The organism is Shewanella sp. 433, from assembly GCF_059338565.1.
The window spans coordinates 3,383,888-3,400,237 of the sequence record NZ_CM181703.1 but is presented as its reverse complement, the minus strand read 5'-3'; the positions used below and the strand labels follow the sequence as shown (position 1 = coordinate 3,400,237).

The following is a 16,350-nucleotide window of genomic DNA, read 5'->3' as shown; positions in this document are numbered from 1 at the left end:
ATGCGGTCGGTTTTTGTTGAATTTTTTCTCACTATTTCCAATAAATTATGCACTCACCTTAATTGCAGTAAATGAGGGGGGAGTTATGATGTTATGTCGACTTTAGTCTTAAATATTACACAAAGGTCTATTTTGCATTGTTAACTTTTTCTGGAATACTATTTCTACTGTTATTACCTGTTAATAAAGGAATTAATCTAGAATATCTGTTTGTATAGCTTAGATTTGTATCGTCCTAAATGGCGAATGTTCGCAATTGTTGATGTTTGAATTGATCTACTTTATATGTTCATCATCAAAGTGATGTGAATTAGCTATTTTTGAGAAAGTTGCCTGTAGGGGGTTGACAGCTGCATACAAAAAAAGCAATTCTAGTTACCACTTAATACACAATTAATTGTGAACAGATAATTATAATGTTTAGCCTATATTTCGTAGTAACCACCATTATTACAACCACCACGACAACCATCGTGGGGGCCGGCTGAACATACGTAAAATATAAGTATTGAATAAGCCCGCTCCCTCCAAGGAGCGGGCTTTTTTGTTTCTGGGGTAGCGCGGTACAAGGAGATGATATGAAAGTGATGAAATTTGGTGGTACCTCGCTGGCTAATTGGCAGCGTTTTAATGGCGTGGCAGACATTGTCGCTAGCAGTGCAGAGCAAGAAGGTATTGCCGTTGTGCTTTCAGCCCCAGCAACCGTGACCAATGGGCTGCTTGAAATGGTCGACTTGGCGGTTAGCGGCGGTGATTTTCTACTGGTACTGAATAAGGTTAAGTTGGTTTTTGAACAGCTATATCAGCAGGCGAGCCAAGAGAAACTGTCCTCACAGCAGTCTAGTGATCTTCAGCGAGTATTGGACAAGCAATTGTCGCTTTGGCATGACAAACTGCAAGGGATCATGCTACTTGGCGAATGTCCAGATTATGTTCGCGCTGAAATCATCGTGGGTGGCGAAAAGTTATCTGCGGCCTTAATGGAACAGTTAATGTTGGCCCGAGAAATATCGGCTAGTCAACTTGTGCCACAACACTTATTTTTAGCGACAGGTGAAGTGCTTGAATCATTAGTCGATATTAATGCCAGTAAACAACGACTTGCCGCGCTTTCGCTTGATGCTCATCGCGTGTGGGTCATGCCTGGCTTTACCGCTGGTGATAAGCATGGACGTATCGTTACCCTTGGGCGCAATGGTTCAGACTATTCGGCGGCGGTATTATCTGCCTGTATCGATGCTAGTTGCTGTGAAATATGGACTGACGTAGACGGGGTGTACAACACAGATCCTCGCGTGGTGGCCGACGCTAAACTATTAACTCAATTAAGCTATCAAGAAGCAATGGAGCTGTCTTACTTTGGTGCCAAAGTACTGCACCCTAAAACCATCTCTCCTATTGCCCAATATCATATCCCTTGTTATATCCGTAATAGCTTTAATCCAGATGCACCAGGGACATTGGTGTCTAACCAAGTCGATAAGACAGGCCTTAATGTTAAGGCGATCTCTAACCTCGATGAACAGACCATGTTTGATATCGCAGGCCCAGGCATGAAGGGCATGGTTGGCATGGCTAGTCGCACCTTGGGGGCTATCTCTCGTTCGGGCGTTTCGGTCTCATTGATCACCCAAAGCTCATCTGAATACAGCATTAGCTTCTGTGTCGCGACACAAGATGCGGACAAAGTGCGTATGGCGTTAGAGCAAGAATTTGAGCTTGAACTTAAAAGTGACATTCTTGAAGAGATAGAGATGCGTCATCACTTGGCGATAGTGTCGTTAATTGGTGATGGTATGCGCACTCATAAGGGCGTTGCGGGTAAGTTTTTCCAAGCGTTAGCACAGGCGAACGTCAATATTGTTGCCATTGCTCAAGGCTCATCTGAGCGCTCTATTTCGGCGGTGATTGAGCTGCGTAAGACTAAACATGCTATCGCCGCCTGCCATCAGCGCTTCTTTGATGTGCAGCATTATCTGGATGTATTTTTAGTCGGTTGTGGCAATGTGGGCGCAGGCTTACTCGAGCAGATAAAACAACAATCAGAGATGCTTAAAGCGCAGCATATTACCGTCAGAGTCTGTGGTATTGCTAATTCTCGCCAGATGTTGCTCGATGCTCAAGGCGTTGATCTTAATCATTGGCAAGGGCGCTTAAGTGACAGCCAACAAGATTATGATTTAAATCAGATGCTAGCATGGGCGACTGAGCAGCAATTACTTAATCCGGTATTGGTTGATTGCACCTCTAGTGAGTTGGTTGCCGATCGTTACCTCGATGTCATGAATGCCGGCTTACATGTGGTTACGCCTAACAAAAAAGCCAATACTCGAGACTTAGATTACTACCGCGCGTTAAGGCAAACTGCGTTAAAACAGCGTCGTCAATTTTTGTATGAAACGACGGTAGGTGCTGGCTTACCTGTGATTGATAACCTTAAAAAATTGTTATTTGCTGGCGATAAATTGCAAAAATTTAATGGCATATTATCGGGCTCGTTATCCTTTATCTTTGGTATGCTTGATGAGGGAATGACCCTCTCTGAGGCCACCAAAATTGCTCGTGACAAGTGCTTTACCGAGCCCGATCCCAGAGATGACTTGAGTGGCATGGACGTAGCGCGCAAGGTGTTGATCTTAGCCCGTGAAGTGGGAATGGAAATTGAGTTAAGTGATATCGTGGTTGAGTCAGTATTGCCTACGCATTTTGACGCATCAGGCGATGTTTCGGCCTTTATGCACAACTTAGCGTCACTCGACAGTGAAATAGCAGAGCGTGTAGATGAGGCTAAGGCACAAGGTAAAGTACTGCGCTATGTTGGGCAAATTGATGAGCAAGGTTGCCGAGTCAAGGTCGCAGAAGTCGATGCTAACGATCCACTCTATAGCGTTAAAGGGGGCGAGAATGCGCTGGCCTTTTACAGTCGTTACTATCAGCCAATCCCGTTTGTGCTCAGAGGCTATGGTGCTGGCACCGATGTGACTGCTGCTGGGGCTTTTGCCGATCTTCTACGGACCCTTAACTGGACACGGGAGATGGGCGCATGAGTTTAACGGTTTATGCACCTGCGTCGATGGGCAATGTTGGGGTGGGCTTTGATTTACTCGGTGCGGCGTTAGCGCCCATCGATGGCACATTGCTTGGCGATTGCGTCACTATTGAACCAGCCTTAACGGGAATATCTCTATCGTTGGCGGGTCACTGGGCCGACAAGTTGCCTGCAGATGCGGCTGACAATATTGTCTATCAATGCGCTGAGTTTTTTTTAGCGCAATTAGATAGTCAGGCGGGTATCGCTATGACGTTGGAGAAGAATCTTCCTGTGGGCAGTGGCCTCGGCTCCAGTGCATCATCAGTGGTAGCGGCTCTTTATGCCTTAAATGAATATTTCGATCGCCCTTTTGATGAGCAAGCCTTGCTGCGTTTAATGGGGGAGTTTGAGGGCAAAATTAGCGGCTCGGTACATTATGATAATGTCGCACCATGTTACCTCGGTGGCATGCAATTGATGCTCGATGTGCCGCATTCGGTATGTGAAGGATTACCCGTATTTAAACAGTGGTATTGGGTGGTGGCATATCCTGGGATCTCCCTATCGACCGCTAAAATGCGGGCGTTATTGCCAGAGGTGTATGACAAATCTGTGGCTATCGATTTTGGTCGTTATCTTAGTGCGTTTGTCCACGCCAGTTATAAGCAAGATGCAACCCTTGCCATTGCGGTATTAAAAGATGTGTTAGCCGAGCCTTATCGTGCCAGTGAAATTCCTGGTTATGAACAAGCCCGAGCGGCACTTGCTGAACTAGGCATGTTAACCACAGGCATTTCTGGCAGCGGTCCAACTCTATTTTCGGTTACTGACGACCTTGCTACCGCGCAGGCGGCGCAAGCATGGCTTGATAGCCACTATGTAAAACAAGGTGTGGGATTTTCTCATATCTGTCAGATTGATACCCAAGGTACTCGTCGGGTCGATTGAACATTATTATCAGATTAAGGCGCACTACAGATGGAACTATATAATTTAAAACACCCGTCGCAGAAAGTTACTTTTACTCAGGCGGTTAAGCTGGGTCTAGGCCGTGATCGAGGACTGTTCTTTCCGACATTAATCCCGGTATTAGACAATATGGATGAGCTGCTAGCCATGCCGTTTGTCGAGCGTTCTAAACAGATCTTAGGAGCTTGGCTAGCACAAGAACTCGGTCAGGAGATGGTCGATAAACTGGTCGATAATGCGTTTAATTTTGAGCTTCCTTTAGTGAAAGCCGATGACAACCGCTACTGTTTAGAGCTATTTCATGGTCCCACATTAGCGTTTAAAGATTTTGGTGCACGCTTTATGGCCCAGTGTCTCAATAGCTTAGCTACCGACGATAGGATCACCATATTAACGGCTACGTCCGGTGATACAGGCGCAGCCGTTGCTGACGCCTTTTATGGTTTGGATAACATCGAAGTGGTGGTGCTGTACCCCAAAGGTAAGATAAGTCTGCTGCAAGAGAAAATGTTTACCACCCTAGGTGATAACATTCACACCGTTGCTGTAGCGTCAGATTTTGATGCTTGTCAGGATTTAGTCAAAGCTGCATTTGAAGACAGTGATATTCGCGACGGCTTACATCTTAATTCGGCCAACTCGATTAATATTAGCCGCTTACTGGCGCAAATTTGTTATTACTTCGAAGCCGTTGCCCAGTTTAAACGCATTCATAACAGCGATCCTGTGATTGCCGTGCCGAGCGGTAATTTTGGTAATCTCACTGCAGGGCTATTTGCCAAAGCGATGGGATTACCTGTGAAACGCTTTGTGGCCGCCACCAATAGCAATGATACCGTCCCGCGTTATTTGACCTTAGGTGATTGGGCACCTCAAGCCACCGTCGCCACCATGTCTAATGCCATGGATGTGTCTGAGCCAAGTAATTGGCCTAGGGTTGAGGCGATTGTTGAGGCGATGGGCTGGAGTTTAAGTGATATTAGCGGCGTGGCATTATCAGAGGCCGATACTGAGGCAGCATTGTCGCAATTGTATCAAGGTGGTTATCTTTCTGAGCCCCATGCCGCGATTGCGGCGCAGGCCCTATCGATGACCATGAAGCCTAGTGAGCAGGGGGTTTTCCTTGGCACTGCGCATCCGGCCAAATTTAAAGAGGTAGTCGAGGCGTGCTTGTCTATTGAGGTCGGTTTGCCGCCAGCATTAGAGACAGTAAAAGATAAGCCGATATTGTCGGTCAATCTGCCTGCGGATTTCACCGCCCTCAAAGCCCACCTTTTTGCAACGCTGTCACGTTGAGCACGTTAAGGCTTTAGCTCATTTGTTATGAGCTGGTGGGTAAATACGGGGAAGCTTTACCCAATAAAAAGGACGATTGCTACTGCATTCGTCCTTTTGTTATTTTATGCTGGGAAAGTTGTCATCTTTACGGCTTAATTTAAGCGCTAAGCTTGGCTTGACGGCGCAGCCAGTTAATCTCATCAGGCCAATTGGCTGGCTCTATGGTTTCTAAAATTAACGGAATACGCTTTGTGGCCGGCAGTTGCATAATAAAGCTAAATGCCTCATGGCCTATGTGCCCCGCGCCAAGAGAATGATGGCGATCAACGCGGCTATTTAGAGGGGTTTTACTGTCATTAAGATGCATGGCCTTGAGGTATTGATAACCGACAATCTTGTCGAACGCGGTGAAGCTTGTCTCGCAGGCTTCTCTGCTGGTCAAGTCGTATCCTGCGGCAAACATGTGGCAAGTGTCGATACAGATACCAACCCTTGATTTATCTTCAACTTTGTCAATAATTTGCGCTAATTGCTCGAAGCTGTGACCTAAATTTGAACCTTGGCCTGCGGTATTTTCTATTACAGCAGTGACACCTTGGGTGCAGTCTAAAGCTAAGTTTATCGACTCGCTAATGCGGGTGAGACATTGATCAATACTGATCTGCTTTAGATGACTACCAGGGTGAAAATTTAACAAGGTGAGTCCCATCTGCTGGCAACGTTGTAATTCATCGACAAAGGCGTCGCGTGAACGTTCGAGCTGAACCTGATCCGGATGACCGAGATTTATCAAGTAGCTGTCGTGAGGTAAGATAGCATCGACATTGATTTGGGCATCGTAACAGTGTTGCTTAAAGGCTGCTATTTGCTTAGGGCATAAAGGTGCTGATTGCCAACGCCGCTGATTTTTAGTGAATAACGCAAATGCATTGGCGCCAATCTTCTTGGCATTGAGTGGCGCATTGGCGATGCCGCCCGCTGCACTAACGTGGGCACCAACCCAATGTTCATCTTGCATTTATTTCCTACCCTGTTGAAAATTTTTGATAAACCACTCTTTATATGTAAGCCGTATTACTCGGCTGTACATAACGTAATCGTCATCTCGTAGCCATCTAGTTTGTGAGAATCTGTTAGCACTATTAGCACCGACTCTATCGTGTTTATAGCCGTGTCTCAATCACAATGTTCTACTTAATGGCCGCTTTATTGATTCGTTGGTCGATTGGGTGACTTAGCCTTAAATATGACGAACTAGAGCTAGTGGCTGGGGGCTGTTGTGGCGTTGAGCTCGGTATTGAATTGAGCGTATATCTGCTACGGTGGTGGCGTCACTTTAATCAATATTGACGTGCTTGGTGAAGCTCGTGGGGGATTCAATGTGCTGTTTGCATTAGGCCTAATATCAACCAAATTATTAGCAATATACCGTAAGTGATTATTTTAAATTGGTTTTAGTTGATCTGAGTCACATCATAGCGTTGAGTTACATATTAGTGTGAGTTAAAAGCAAACTATTTACTATAGTGAATAGAGGCGTTTCATAAGTATGGAGGTGACGATGTTAGCAAGGCTTCATAACGACCATAAGCATATTGCGATACTGTTAACATTATTGCAGAAAAAGCAGCATAGGCTAGAAAATGCCAAGACGGTTAACTTTAATTTGATCCGGGATATCGTTGAATATATGCAAAGTTATACCGAGCATAGTCACCACCCTTTGGAGGATCTCATTGATGACTTTTATACGAAAAAATATGCTACTGAAGTAAATGAAAAACGTTTAGCTGATGAACATGAGAGACTGGTAGAGAGTTCGTCGACATTGATGGCAACATTAAACCTTATTTTAAGTGATATTCCGGTTCAATTAGAGCTGATGAGTGAAGCATTGAAAGAGTATGTCGAACTTCAGACTGAACATATGATTTATGAAGAGCAGCATTTATTTCCGCAATGGCAAGCAAGAATGACCGATGAAGACTGGGTTAGTGTTGCGGCTCAGTGCAAAGAGCGATTGATTTCTGATCCACTGTTTAATGATGACGATAATGTTTTGTTTGAAGAGTTACGTGACTATCTTGCTAAGGTTGATGATTGACTTTCCATGCCGCAATACAGTAAATAAAAATAGCGCTCTGGGCGCTATTTTTATTTACTGTATTGAACAGGCTTTACATCAGAAGGTTATCAAAATCGTAATCGAAACTACTGTCAATATCTTGGAGTTCTTTAAGCAAACGATGTTTCTCTTTGATAGCCTCAATTTCACGCCATTTTCGCTTTTTATTGGAGCTCCGCGAACGACTGCTGGGTCTTTCAATGACGGTATCATCTAGCGCACTACCATAATCTAAACGATTCATGGCAACCTCCTGTTGTTGTATTTTTTCTCATCAATTAAATATCACATTTCCATTTTATGGTGCAAGCTAAATGTTTCATTTTTGTTAATATCAAATGGATATTTTATGATTTTTAGGCGGTACAGGAGGGGGCATTAGACAAGTTGCGTTAAGCTAGAAAATACAAAAGCCAGTCGAAACTGGCTTTAACATTGTTGTTCTTAGCTTTTATATCTTGTTCATTGGTGTTTTGAACGAAATAGATTGATTAATGCATTACTTGAACTGTCGAGCTCATTCGTATCATGCTCTGCTTGTAGTCGACTCAAAATATCATTACCAAGGGTTTTACCCAGTTCAACACCCCATTGGTCGAAGGAGTTAATGTCCCATAGCGCGCCTTGCACAAAGGTTCTGTGCTCATATAGTGCGATTAAGGCACCTAGAGTGGTTGGCGTGAGTTTATTCATTAAAATGGTGTTACTTGGCTTATTGCCTTGCATCACTTTATGTTTAGCGATCAATATTTTTTCATCATGGCTTAATCCGCTAGCACTTAATTCGGCTAAGGCTTCATCATAGGTTCTACCTTGCATCATGGCTTGAGTTTGACCAAAACAGTTTGATGCAAGCTGTACATGATGCTCACCCAATGGATTATGACTTTGTAGCGGCAAAATAAAATCTGCCGGGATCAGTGCCGTTCCTTGGTGAATGAGTTGGTGATAGGCGTGTTGGCCATTGGTTCCTTCTCCTCCCCAGATAACCGGGCCTGTATTGTAGTCAACTTCAGTGCCACCTAATGTCACAGATTTACCGTTACTTTCCATGTCTAGTTGTTGAAAATAGGCTGGTAGTCCGCGTAAGTAATGGTCATAAGTGAGCACCACATGAGACTGAGCATTATGGAAGTTATTATACAGCAGTGACAACAACCCCATGATAACTGGCATGTTTTGCTCTAATGGTGCGGTTAAGAAATGTTCATCCATCTCTTTAGCACCCTCAAGTAGGGCGTAAAAGTTATCCATGCCGATCAATAGCGCAATAGGCAAACCAATCGCTGACCATAGAGAGTAACGTCCGCCAACCCAATCCCACATAGGGAAAATATTATCAGCGTCCATGCCAAATTCTGTGGCTTTAGTTACGTTAGAGGTAACTGCAACAAAATGTTTTGCAACATCGGCCTGAGTGGCGCCATGGTCGAGAAACCACTGTTTAGCACTTAAGGTATTGGTGAGCGTCTCTTGCGTGCCAAATGACTTTGATGACATCACAAATAGTGTTGTTTCTGGATCAACCAAGCGTAATTTTTCACATAAAGAGGTGGCATCTACGTTGGCGACAAAGTGGCAATTAAGTGACTTATTCCAATAAGGACGAAGTGCCTGAGTCACTATTTTTGGGCCTAAAAATGAGCCTCCAATACCGATGGCAACGATATCGGTAATTGTTTTACCGGTATAACCGCGCCATTTTCCCGAGGTTACAGCATCGACAAATTGGGCCATTTTAGCCTGTGTTTGTTTTACCTCATCAATAATATTACGGCCATCGACCAATACTTGTTGATCTGCATGGGCGCGCAGCGCTGTATGCAATACAGCGCGTTGCTCGGTATTATTGATGATCTCTCCGCTGAACATGGCTTTGATTTTGGCCGTTAAATTGCTCTCATTAGCCAGTGAGAATAATAGTGAAAGCGTTTTCTCATTGGCTCTATTTTTAGAGTAATCAAGCAGTAAGCCACAGCAAGATAATGACATTTTATCAAATCGCAGAGGATCGCTATCAAACAGCGTACGCATATGAGGCAGCAGTGCCGTATGGGCTGCGATGGCAGCCCAAGTGTCGCGTTGAGTTAACTCTGTCATGAGATGCTCCGCCTTTTATGCTTGCAGTTGCGTTTTTAACATCTGTTCAAGTTTGCCTTGATCTACGGCAAAGTTACGTATGCCTTCGGCCAGCTTTTCTACAGCCATAGGATCTTGGTTAAACTCCCAGCGAAATTCGGCTTCTGACATCGGAGTGCCCGGTGCAACGATATCCGTTGTTGGGGTTAACTTTTGTACTACAGGGGTATGACTATTAGCCATCTCTTCAAGGAGGGCTGGACCAATGGTTAAGCGATCGCAACCAGCTAACTCCATTATTTCGCCGGTGTTACGGAAGCTGGCGCCCATCACCACGGTTTTAAACCCATGACGCTTATAGTAGTTGTAGATCTTGGTTACTGATACGACGCCAGGATCCTCGCTCGCCGCGTAGTCTTTACCTGTGTCTTTTTTGTACCAATCGAGAATACGCCCTACAAATGGCGAAATAAGATAAACACCAGCTTCGGCACAGGCCCGTGCTTGTGCAAAGCAAAACAGTAACGTTAGGTTACAGTTGATCCCTTGTTGTTCAAGCTCTTTTGCTGCGCAAATGCCTTCCCAAGTCGAGGCGAGCTTTATCAAAATACGTGATTTATCAATTCCAGCAGCTTCATAAAGCTTGATCAGCTTGTGTGCTTTATCGATAGAACCCGCTTTATCAAACGATAATCTAGCGTCAACTTCGGTCGAGATGCGACCAGGAACAATTTTTAGGACTTCTACACCAATATTGACAGCCAGTTTGTCGCCCGCGTCGGCTATTTGTTGTTCAAGATCGTCGCTCTGAGCCTTAGCCCAGACAATCGCATCATCTATTAGGTGTTGATATTCAGGGATTTGTGCTGCTTTGAGGATAAGTGACGGGTTAGTCGTGGCATCTTGTGGTTGATAACGCTTGATCGCCTCGATATCGCCAGTGTCGGCAACGATAGTGGTGATCGATTTGAATTGCTCTAGTGTATTAGCCATGAAAATTACATCCTTCTTAAGAAGCAGCTTAAGTTTTGTTGTTTACTAACCGCTATTAGACGCGATTTTGCCGATATTTCCAACCATGATTGAAAAAAAATTACAGAAAAGTTGCTAAATATCGTGCAGGTGCCCTAGCGGCGGCATATTGTCTAGCTATTTAGTTTATCTTATTGCTAATTAGTATACGTTGTTAAGTGTGGCAATAAATAAAATCGCTGCCTAAGCAGCGATTTTTATCCTTAATGGATGTGACTAGCAACTAATTACCGCATTACCGGTTCGGTTCGAATACCTGTCAAATGAGCCTCTATACGGCGGTTGGCTTTATTCGCTTCAGCTGAGCGACCTTCAATGATTGGTTGGGTAATACCATAACCTTTTGCAGATACGCGATCTCGACTGACACCATATGTGTTTACCAGAATATCAGCAACCGCCATTGCACGGCGCTTTGAAAGATCCATGTTGTAATCGGGATCACCTACATTCGAGGCGTGACCAGAGATAAGTACGGTTGAAGAGGGGTTCTCCTTCATGTATGTCGCAAGTTTCTCTATACGCTCATATGATTCTTGCTTAACTGCTGCAGAGTTGTTGGCGAATAGAATAGAGCCAAGATCACGTTGCTCCGTTACTTCTTTGTAGATAGTACAACCATTGGCGTCGACTTTATGGGTTGTAGGAGTATTGGGGCATTGATCCATATCGTCGGTGACACCATCATTATCAGAGTCAACTGGAGCTGCAACTACAACTGGATCGGGCACGGTATGGCCGAAGCGATAACTTAGTTCAAGACCCCAGTAGTTGCTTTCCATCTCTAGGGTGTTCCATTTATCTTCATCGAGATTTTCATAGCGACGGTATTTAGCTTGCAGTTTGAAGTTTTCAGTAAAGTTATAGCCGATACCTGCACCAACATAGGGGGCAATACCGTTGTCGCTGTAGTATTCGCTACCCCACTGTTTGTTGTTTGAGAGCACGTAGTTCATTGCACCAGCTTCAGCAGAAAGGCTCCAACGATCCGCGAATGGCCAAAAACCAACTAAACCTAAGGTCATGCCTTTAGCGCCAGCATCATTGAGCTTGTTTGCATAATCAACCCACTCGGCGCGGCCAAGATCGCGGTAACCTAGTTCAACACCAAAATAGTCGTTGAATAGATAACCACCAAAAACGTCCCAAGCATAAGGGTCATCTTCGCCACAGGTTTTCATGGTTTTTTGATCGCAGTTAGGTTCGTAGTTATTTACACCTAATCCACCACCGACATACCATGGGGTAAGTTCTTGTGCTGCATGGGCTGCAAATGGAAGCATTGAGGTCAGCAGAATTGCTTTTAATGTATTATTCATCATTTCAATATCCTTTGATTATTTATCTAGCCCCGAGAGTGTCTATATTGCACGAAAGACACGCTAGCACTTAATGGGGGATCCTTTGCTTTTATCGCTAGCCCTAATATTATCTGTCGATAATTCAGATTTTGCTATTTTTGTAGCAGGTTTTTTGGTTTTTAGTTGTTTTAGTGTAATAAAAAAAGGTGCTCATATGAGCACCTTTGGTCTTTTAGACGGTGAATATTGGCTTAACGAGTCCAGACCCAGTTTTCGATATTGCTTGGGTCAACGCCATTCGCCTTGATGTAATTCCGGTGGTCGACTAAGCGTTGTAGCATATCGGTTGTGATACCTACGTGCTGAGTTTCGTCGATAACGCCTTGTTGGAATAGCTTGTATGCCATATCGATAACAAGGTGGTAGCGAGAAGTACCGTTACGTACTCCCATATCGAATGGAGTCGTAGTCGAACCTTCCTCTTCGTAGCCTTTGATGCGGAATCTGCGGCTGCCTTTGTAATCAAAGACCAACTTTTTAATGGTATTTGGATAGCCGTGATAATTAAATACCACGCCTTTATCAGCAGTGAACACCTCATCCATCAACCAAGGCTTGCTTTGGAACTCTAGGCTACCTAGACCGCTACTGGTTAACTCGGTTACGCTGACGAAACGGATACGTACTTTTGGTAGCAGTTCTCTAATGAGTACGAGCGAAGCCATTGCTTCTTGAGTGACGTAGTCACCACAACCAACGAGGACCACATCTGGATTTTCATCAGAGGCAAAGTCCCACACCATCACCCCATCTTTGGCTTGCTGGCGCGCTTCGGCAAGCGTTAACCATTGTGGTAACTCTTTCTTACCTGCCACTAAGATGTTGAGCTTGTCACGATCTTGATATGCGCGCTCGGTATACACTAGCGTGCTGTTACCATCAGCAGGAAGATACGCAGAGATGATTTTTGGATGCTTCTCTAACATCGCACCCAAGAATGAGGGGTTTTGATGTGAGTAACCGTTATGGTCTTGACGTTCAAGCAGCGAAGACAATACCACGTTACATGCAGGCACTGGCTTACGGAAATGAACACCTTGGCTAGCGTATACATATTTACAGTATTGGTCAGCCATAGACGATACCACTTGTGAGAATGCCTCATAAGTGGGGAACATGGCGTGACGCCCCGTTACTGTGTAGCCGTGAAGCATACCAAACAGGAGGTTTTCAGATAACAGTTCAATGACGCGACCGTCGCGAGACATATCTTGGTCCCAACTCTCTATCGGCCACTGCCAAGCGCGATCGGTTTCTTCAAATACGGCTTGAAGCTGATTTGAATAAGTTTCGTCAGGGCAGAAAATACGTAGGTTGCGTTGATCTCGGTTGAGTTTCATCGCATCACGCATCCATTCGCCCATTTTGTACATGGATAAACCACGTTGACCACGAGGCGTTTCTGCACCGTAAGCGAGTTTTTCTAGATCGGGCTGCGCTAATGCACGAACGACTTCGCCACCATAACTTAACTTTTGACGTCCGCAAGTCAGCTCTTTTGGCGGTAGTAAAGACTGGATCTCTTCATCAAAAATGAGCTCTCCCTTGTCATTGATGCTGTAGAGTTCATCAAATTTATAGCTGGCTAACCAAGCTTCTAATGCATCTAGGTGACCTTTGTCTGTGGCACACTTGTTAACGATAACTTGGTGTGATTCACAGTTACCTTCCAATTTCTTACCGCCAAATTCCGCGGTACCTGTCCAACCTTTAGCGGTACGCATAAGAATCACAGGCCAGCGAGGCTTAACCACATCTTCGCCTGAGCGGGCACGCGTTTGAATGTCGTTGATCATTGCATATGACGTATCCATTGCGGCAGTCATTTGAACATATACGTCTTCTTCAAGCTGATCATCAACAATAATGGGGTGGTAGCCTAAGCCTCTAAACTCAAGATCTAGCTCTTCATGGCTCATACGTCCCATACGGGTAGGACCAGAGATTTTGTAACCATTGATATGCACGATCGGTAGTACCGCACCGTTATTTTTTGGCGAAACTAAGCGGTTGGCATACCAAGATGCTGCCAATGGACCCGTTTCAGATTCACCATCACCAATCAGACAAGCAGCGATCAGATCTGGATTATCGAGTACGGCGCCCCACGCAACAGAGAGAGAGTAGCCTAATTCACCACCTTCTAGAATTTGTCCTGGCGCTTCAGGGTTTGCGTGTGATGGGTAGCCATACGCTGCTGAAAATTTCTTACAGATATCCTCAATACCCGTCTCATTGTATGGAATGGTCTCTGGGTAGTAGTGGCTTAGCGATCCTTCCATAAACAGGTTAGCTTGTACCGCAGGAAATCCATGGCCTGGACCGACTAAATAGACGAAAGAACGGTTATGTTTGGCGATGAGGCGGTTAACGTTAGCATAAACGAAGTTAATCCCAGGGCATGTGCCCCAGTGCCCTAATAGTCTAGGTTTGATATCGCTGTGCTCTAAAGGACGTTTGTGTAGTACGTTTTGTTTTAAGTAAATTTGCGAGGTGGCGAGGAAGTTGGTCGCTCTCACAAATTTCTTAAGTGCACTGATCTCTTGTTGTGACATAAAGAACCCCATTGATGGTAAGCATAAAAGTTAATTAAATCTTATGTGGGTCACTATATTTGTAATTTTATTACAAAAACGTGTTCGATATCTTATTTTTTAAAAGTCATAATTTGATGGGTTTGTTAACAACCTTTCTGTGATCGCATTGTTACTTAGGTTATTAGTGTGATTTATTTCTGTAATATTGCGTGACTAGCTTGTCGTGTGGATGGGTAATTGTGATCTAGATCACATGGTGATTTTTTAAGGGTATGCTATTTTGGCGCGTTGAATCCGGTAGGCATGATGTTTAGGCATCATGAAAGGACAATTCGAAAAGAAAATTCTACCGAGATTGTTCGATCAAATTGGGAAGGAAATTAAACACACTGACGCTGAGAGCGAGCCTGTTGGCCGTTTGAATTCGTTCTGGGGATTATCAAGTACTATGTTTGAATCTTTATTAAATTTAGTTGAAACGACGATCAATGCGATAAACGGTGTGCTATGGGGCAGTGTATTGATATACGTGCTGGTGGCTGCTGGCGTATTGTTTACTTTGCGTTTAGGTTTTATTCAACTTCGCATGTTTGGCCATGGCGCTAAGCTGGTAATACAAGGTCGTGAGAAAATAAATGGCATTTCGTCATTCCAGGTGTTTTGCACTTCGATGGCGGCGCGAGTCGGCACTGGTAATATGGCGGGGGTAGCCGTTGCCATTACGGTTGGTGGTGCTGGAGCCATTTTTTGGATGTGGCTTATTGCATTATTAGGAATGGCCACCGCATTTATAGAGTCGACCTTAGCGCAAGTCTATAAGGTTAAAGACAGCGATGGTCAATACCGTGGTGGGCCTGCTTATTATATGGAGCGAGGCTTGGGTAAGCGGTGGATGGGGACCGTATTCTCTGTGTTACTGATCATCGCCTTTGGCTTTGCATTTAATGCAGCGCAAGCCAACACCATGACTGATGCGTTAAATAATGCCTTTGGGTACGACAAAACCCTTGTAGGTCTGGTCATTATGTTTGCTGCGGCCTATATTATTACAGGTGGGCTCAAGAAGGTTGCTAAGGCCTCTGAGCTTATTGTGCCTGTGATGGCGGTAGCTTATTTGGCCATTGCGCTAGTGGTGTTAGTGATAAATATCGAGCAAGTGCCAGCGGCACTAGCGTTCATCGTTAAAAGTGCCTTTGGATGGGAAGAAGCCGCTGGTGGTGCAATGGGCGCCATGATGGCGGGTATTGCTCGTGGCCTGTTTTCGAATGAAGCCGGTATGGGCAGTGCGGCTAATATCGCAGCCTCTGCAAGTCCTAACCCTAATCATCCAGCCTCTCAAGGTTTTGTACAGATGATTGGTGTATTTGTTGACACTATCATTATCTGTAGCGCTTCAGCGGCGATTATCTTGTTATCTGGTGTGCTGGATAACCCAGGGGATCAAAAAGGCATTGGCTTGTTGCAGCTGGCGTTAACGAATGAAGTTGGTAGCTGGGCGGCGTATTTTGTCGCGTTTGCCATCATTTTATTTTGCTTCTCATCGATTATTGCCAACTACAGTTACGCTGAAAGCAATGTGATGTTTTTAACTAAGAGTAAAAAAGTGCTCTATGCGTTTCGCGCATTAGTACTTGTCATGGTGATGGCAGGCTCGGTTGCTTCATTACAACTAGTATGGAATTTTGCCGATCTTTCTATGGGAATGATGGCGTTAGTGAACATTGCGGCAATTGTGATGTTATCTAAGGTGGCGTTTGCGGTGATCAAAGACTACGAGCGTCAGATCAAGGCCGGCCAAACCCCCACATTTCATGCATCTGACTTTCCTGAGATCAATGGCTTAGACGAAGGTATCTGGAAAGGTAAGCCGAGTGCTACCGTACTCAGCAATGAAGAAAAGAGATCGAGCGCCGTACCTGAAGCCTAGTTACGTCTACT

At 44.7% G+C, this 16,350-nt stretch carries 11 protein-coding genes; 5 read left to right on the top strand and 6 right to left on the bottom strand.

Annotated elements, in window-relative coordinates; all coding sequences use genetic code 11:
- Positions 1–578: 578 nt before the first annotated feature.
- Genes thrA through thrC form a run of 3 tightly spaced genes read left to right on the top strand, consistent with a single transcriptional unit; the run spans position 579 to position 5,296 of the window.
- Positions 579–3,047: a bifunctional aspartate kinase/homoserine dehydrogenase I gene (thrA, locus tag AC5YB1_RS15080; RefSeq protein WP_494519840.1), complete on the top strand. Its 2,469-nt coding sequence runs from the start codon at positions 579–581 to the stop codon at positions 3,045–3,047.
- A complete protein-coding gene (thrB, locus tag AC5YB1_RS15075) occupies positions 3,044–3,979 on the top strand; it encodes a homoserine kinase (protein ID WP_494519839.1) in 936 nt (311 codons plus the stop codon). Before thrA ends, thrB begins: the two co-directional genes overlap by 4 nt.
- A 30-nt stretch (positions 3,980–4,009) precedes the next feature.
- Positions 4,010–5,296 (top strand): threonine synthase, encoded by a 1,287-nt coding sequence (thrC, locus tag AC5YB1_RS15070; RefSeq protein WP_494519838.1) that lies wholly within the window; start codon positions 4,010–4,012, stop codon positions 5,294–5,296.
- A 139-nt stretch (positions 5,297–5,435) separates the two neighbouring features.
- Here the strand turns inward: thrC and nfo are convergent, their stop codons facing one another.
- The gene (gene nfo / locus AC5YB1_RS15065; protein WP_494519837.1) at positions 5,436–6,296 is read right to left on the bottom strand and encodes a deoxyribonuclease IV; all 861 of its coding nucleotides are present in this window, start codon (positions 6,294–6,296) and stop codon (positions 5,436–5,438) included.
- 543 nt (positions 6,297–6,839) lie between these two features.
- On the opposite strand from nfo, the gene AC5YB1_RS15060 reads away from it, so the two are divergent.
- Positions 6,840–7,382: a hemerythrin domain-containing protein gene (locus AC5YB1_RS15060; RefSeq protein ID WP_494519836.1), complete on the top strand. Its 543-nt coding sequence runs from the start codon at positions 6,840–6,842 to the stop codon at positions 7,380–7,382.
- Positions 7,383–7,455: 73 nt separating this feature from the next.
- Here the strand turns inward: AC5YB1_RS15060 and AC5YB1_RS15055 are convergent, their stop codons facing one another.
- From AC5YB1_RS15055 to AC5YB1_RS15035, 5 genes are all read right to left on the bottom strand, one after another.
- Positions 7,456–7,647 carry a DUF3545 family protein gene (locus AC5YB1_RS15055; protein ID WP_475516098.1) on the bottom strand — a complete coding sequence of 64 codons (192 nt, stop codon included), beginning with the start codon at positions 7,645–7,647 and terminating at the stop codon, positions 7,456–7,458.
- A 218-nt stretch (positions 7,648–7,865) separates the two neighbouring features.
- Positions 7,866–9,503: a glucose-6-phosphate isomerase gene (gene pgi / locus AC5YB1_RS15050; RefSeq protein ID WP_494519835.1), complete on the bottom strand. Its 1,638-nt coding sequence runs from the start codon at positions 9,501–9,503 to the stop codon at positions 7,866–7,868.
- Positions 9,504–9,518: 15 nt separating this feature from the next.
- On the bottom strand, positions 9,519–10,475 hold the full coding sequence (gene tal, locus AC5YB1_RS15045; protein ID WP_475516100.1) for a transaldolase: 957 nt from the start codon (positions 10,473–10,475) through the stop codon (positions 9,519–9,521).
- 266 nt (positions 10,476–10,741) lie between these two features.
- Complete coding sequence (locus tag AC5YB1_RS15040) at positions 10,742–11,836, bottom strand: OmpA family protein (protein WP_494519834.1); 1,095 nt, start codon at positions 11,834–11,836, stop codon at positions 10,742–10,744.
- A 230-nt stretch (positions 11,837–12,066) separates the two neighbouring features.
- On the bottom strand, positions 12,067–14,430 hold the full coding sequence (locus AC5YB1_RS15035) for a phosphoketolase family protein (protein ID WP_494519833.1): 2,364 nt from the start codon (positions 14,428–14,430) through the stop codon (positions 12,067–12,069).
- A 430-nt stretch (positions 14,431–14,860) separates the two neighbouring features.
- Between AC5YB1_RS15035 and AC5YB1_RS15030 the strand changes: the two genes are divergently transcribed.
- The gene (locus AC5YB1_RS15030) at positions 14,861–16,339 is read left to right on the top strand and encodes an alanine/glycine:cation symporter family protein (RefSeq protein WP_494519832.1); all 1,479 of its coding nucleotides are present in this window, start codon (positions 14,861–14,863) and stop codon (positions 16,337–16,339) included.
- The last annotated feature ends 11 nt before the right edge of the window (positions 16,340–16,350 follow it).

Excerpts from the sequence above, each read along its gene's own strand:
- thrA (WP_494519840.1), top strand. The coding sequence starts at position 579 with ATGAAAGTGATGAAATTTGGTGGTACCTCGCTGGCTAATTGGCAGCGT.
- tal (WP_475516100.1), bottom strand. The coding sequence starts at position 10,475 with ATGGCTAATACACTAGAGCAATTCAAATCGATCACCACTATCGTTGCC.
- AC5YB1_RS15055 (WP_475516098.1), bottom strand. The coding sequence starts at position 7,647 with ATGAATCGTTTAGATTATGGTAGTGCGCTAGATGATACCGTCATTGAA.
- thrB (WP_494519839.1), top strand. The coding sequence starts at position 3,044 with ATGAGTTTAACGGTTTATGCACCTGCGTCGATGGGCAATGTTGGGGTG.
- AC5YB1_RS15030 (WP_494519832.1), top strand. The coding sequence starts at position 14,861 with ATGTTTGAATCTTTATTAAATTTAGTTGAAACGACGATCAATGCGATA.
- AC5YB1_RS15060 (WP_494519836.1), top strand. The coding sequence starts at position 6,840 with ATGTTAGCAAGGCTTCATAACGACCATAAGCATATTGCGATACTGTTA.
- nfo (WP_494519837.1), bottom strand. The coding sequence starts at position 6,296 with ATGCAAGATGAACATTGGGTTGGTGCCCACGTTAGTGCAGCGGGCGGC.
- AC5YB1_RS15035 (WP_494519833.1), bottom strand. The coding sequence starts at position 14,430 with ATGTCACAACAAGAGATCAGTGCACTTAAGAAATTTGTGAGAGCGACC.
- pgi (WP_494519835.1), bottom strand. The coding sequence starts at position 9,503 with ATGACAGAGTTAACTCAACGCGACACTTGGGCTGCCATCGCAGCCCAT.
- thrC (WP_494519838.1), top strand. The coding sequence starts at position 4,010 with ATGGAACTATATAATTTAAAACACCCGTCGCAGAAAGTTACTTTTACT.
- AC5YB1_RS15040 (WP_494519834.1), bottom strand. The coding sequence starts at position 11,836 with ATGATGAATAATACATTAAAAGCAATTCTGCTGACCTCAATGCTTCCA.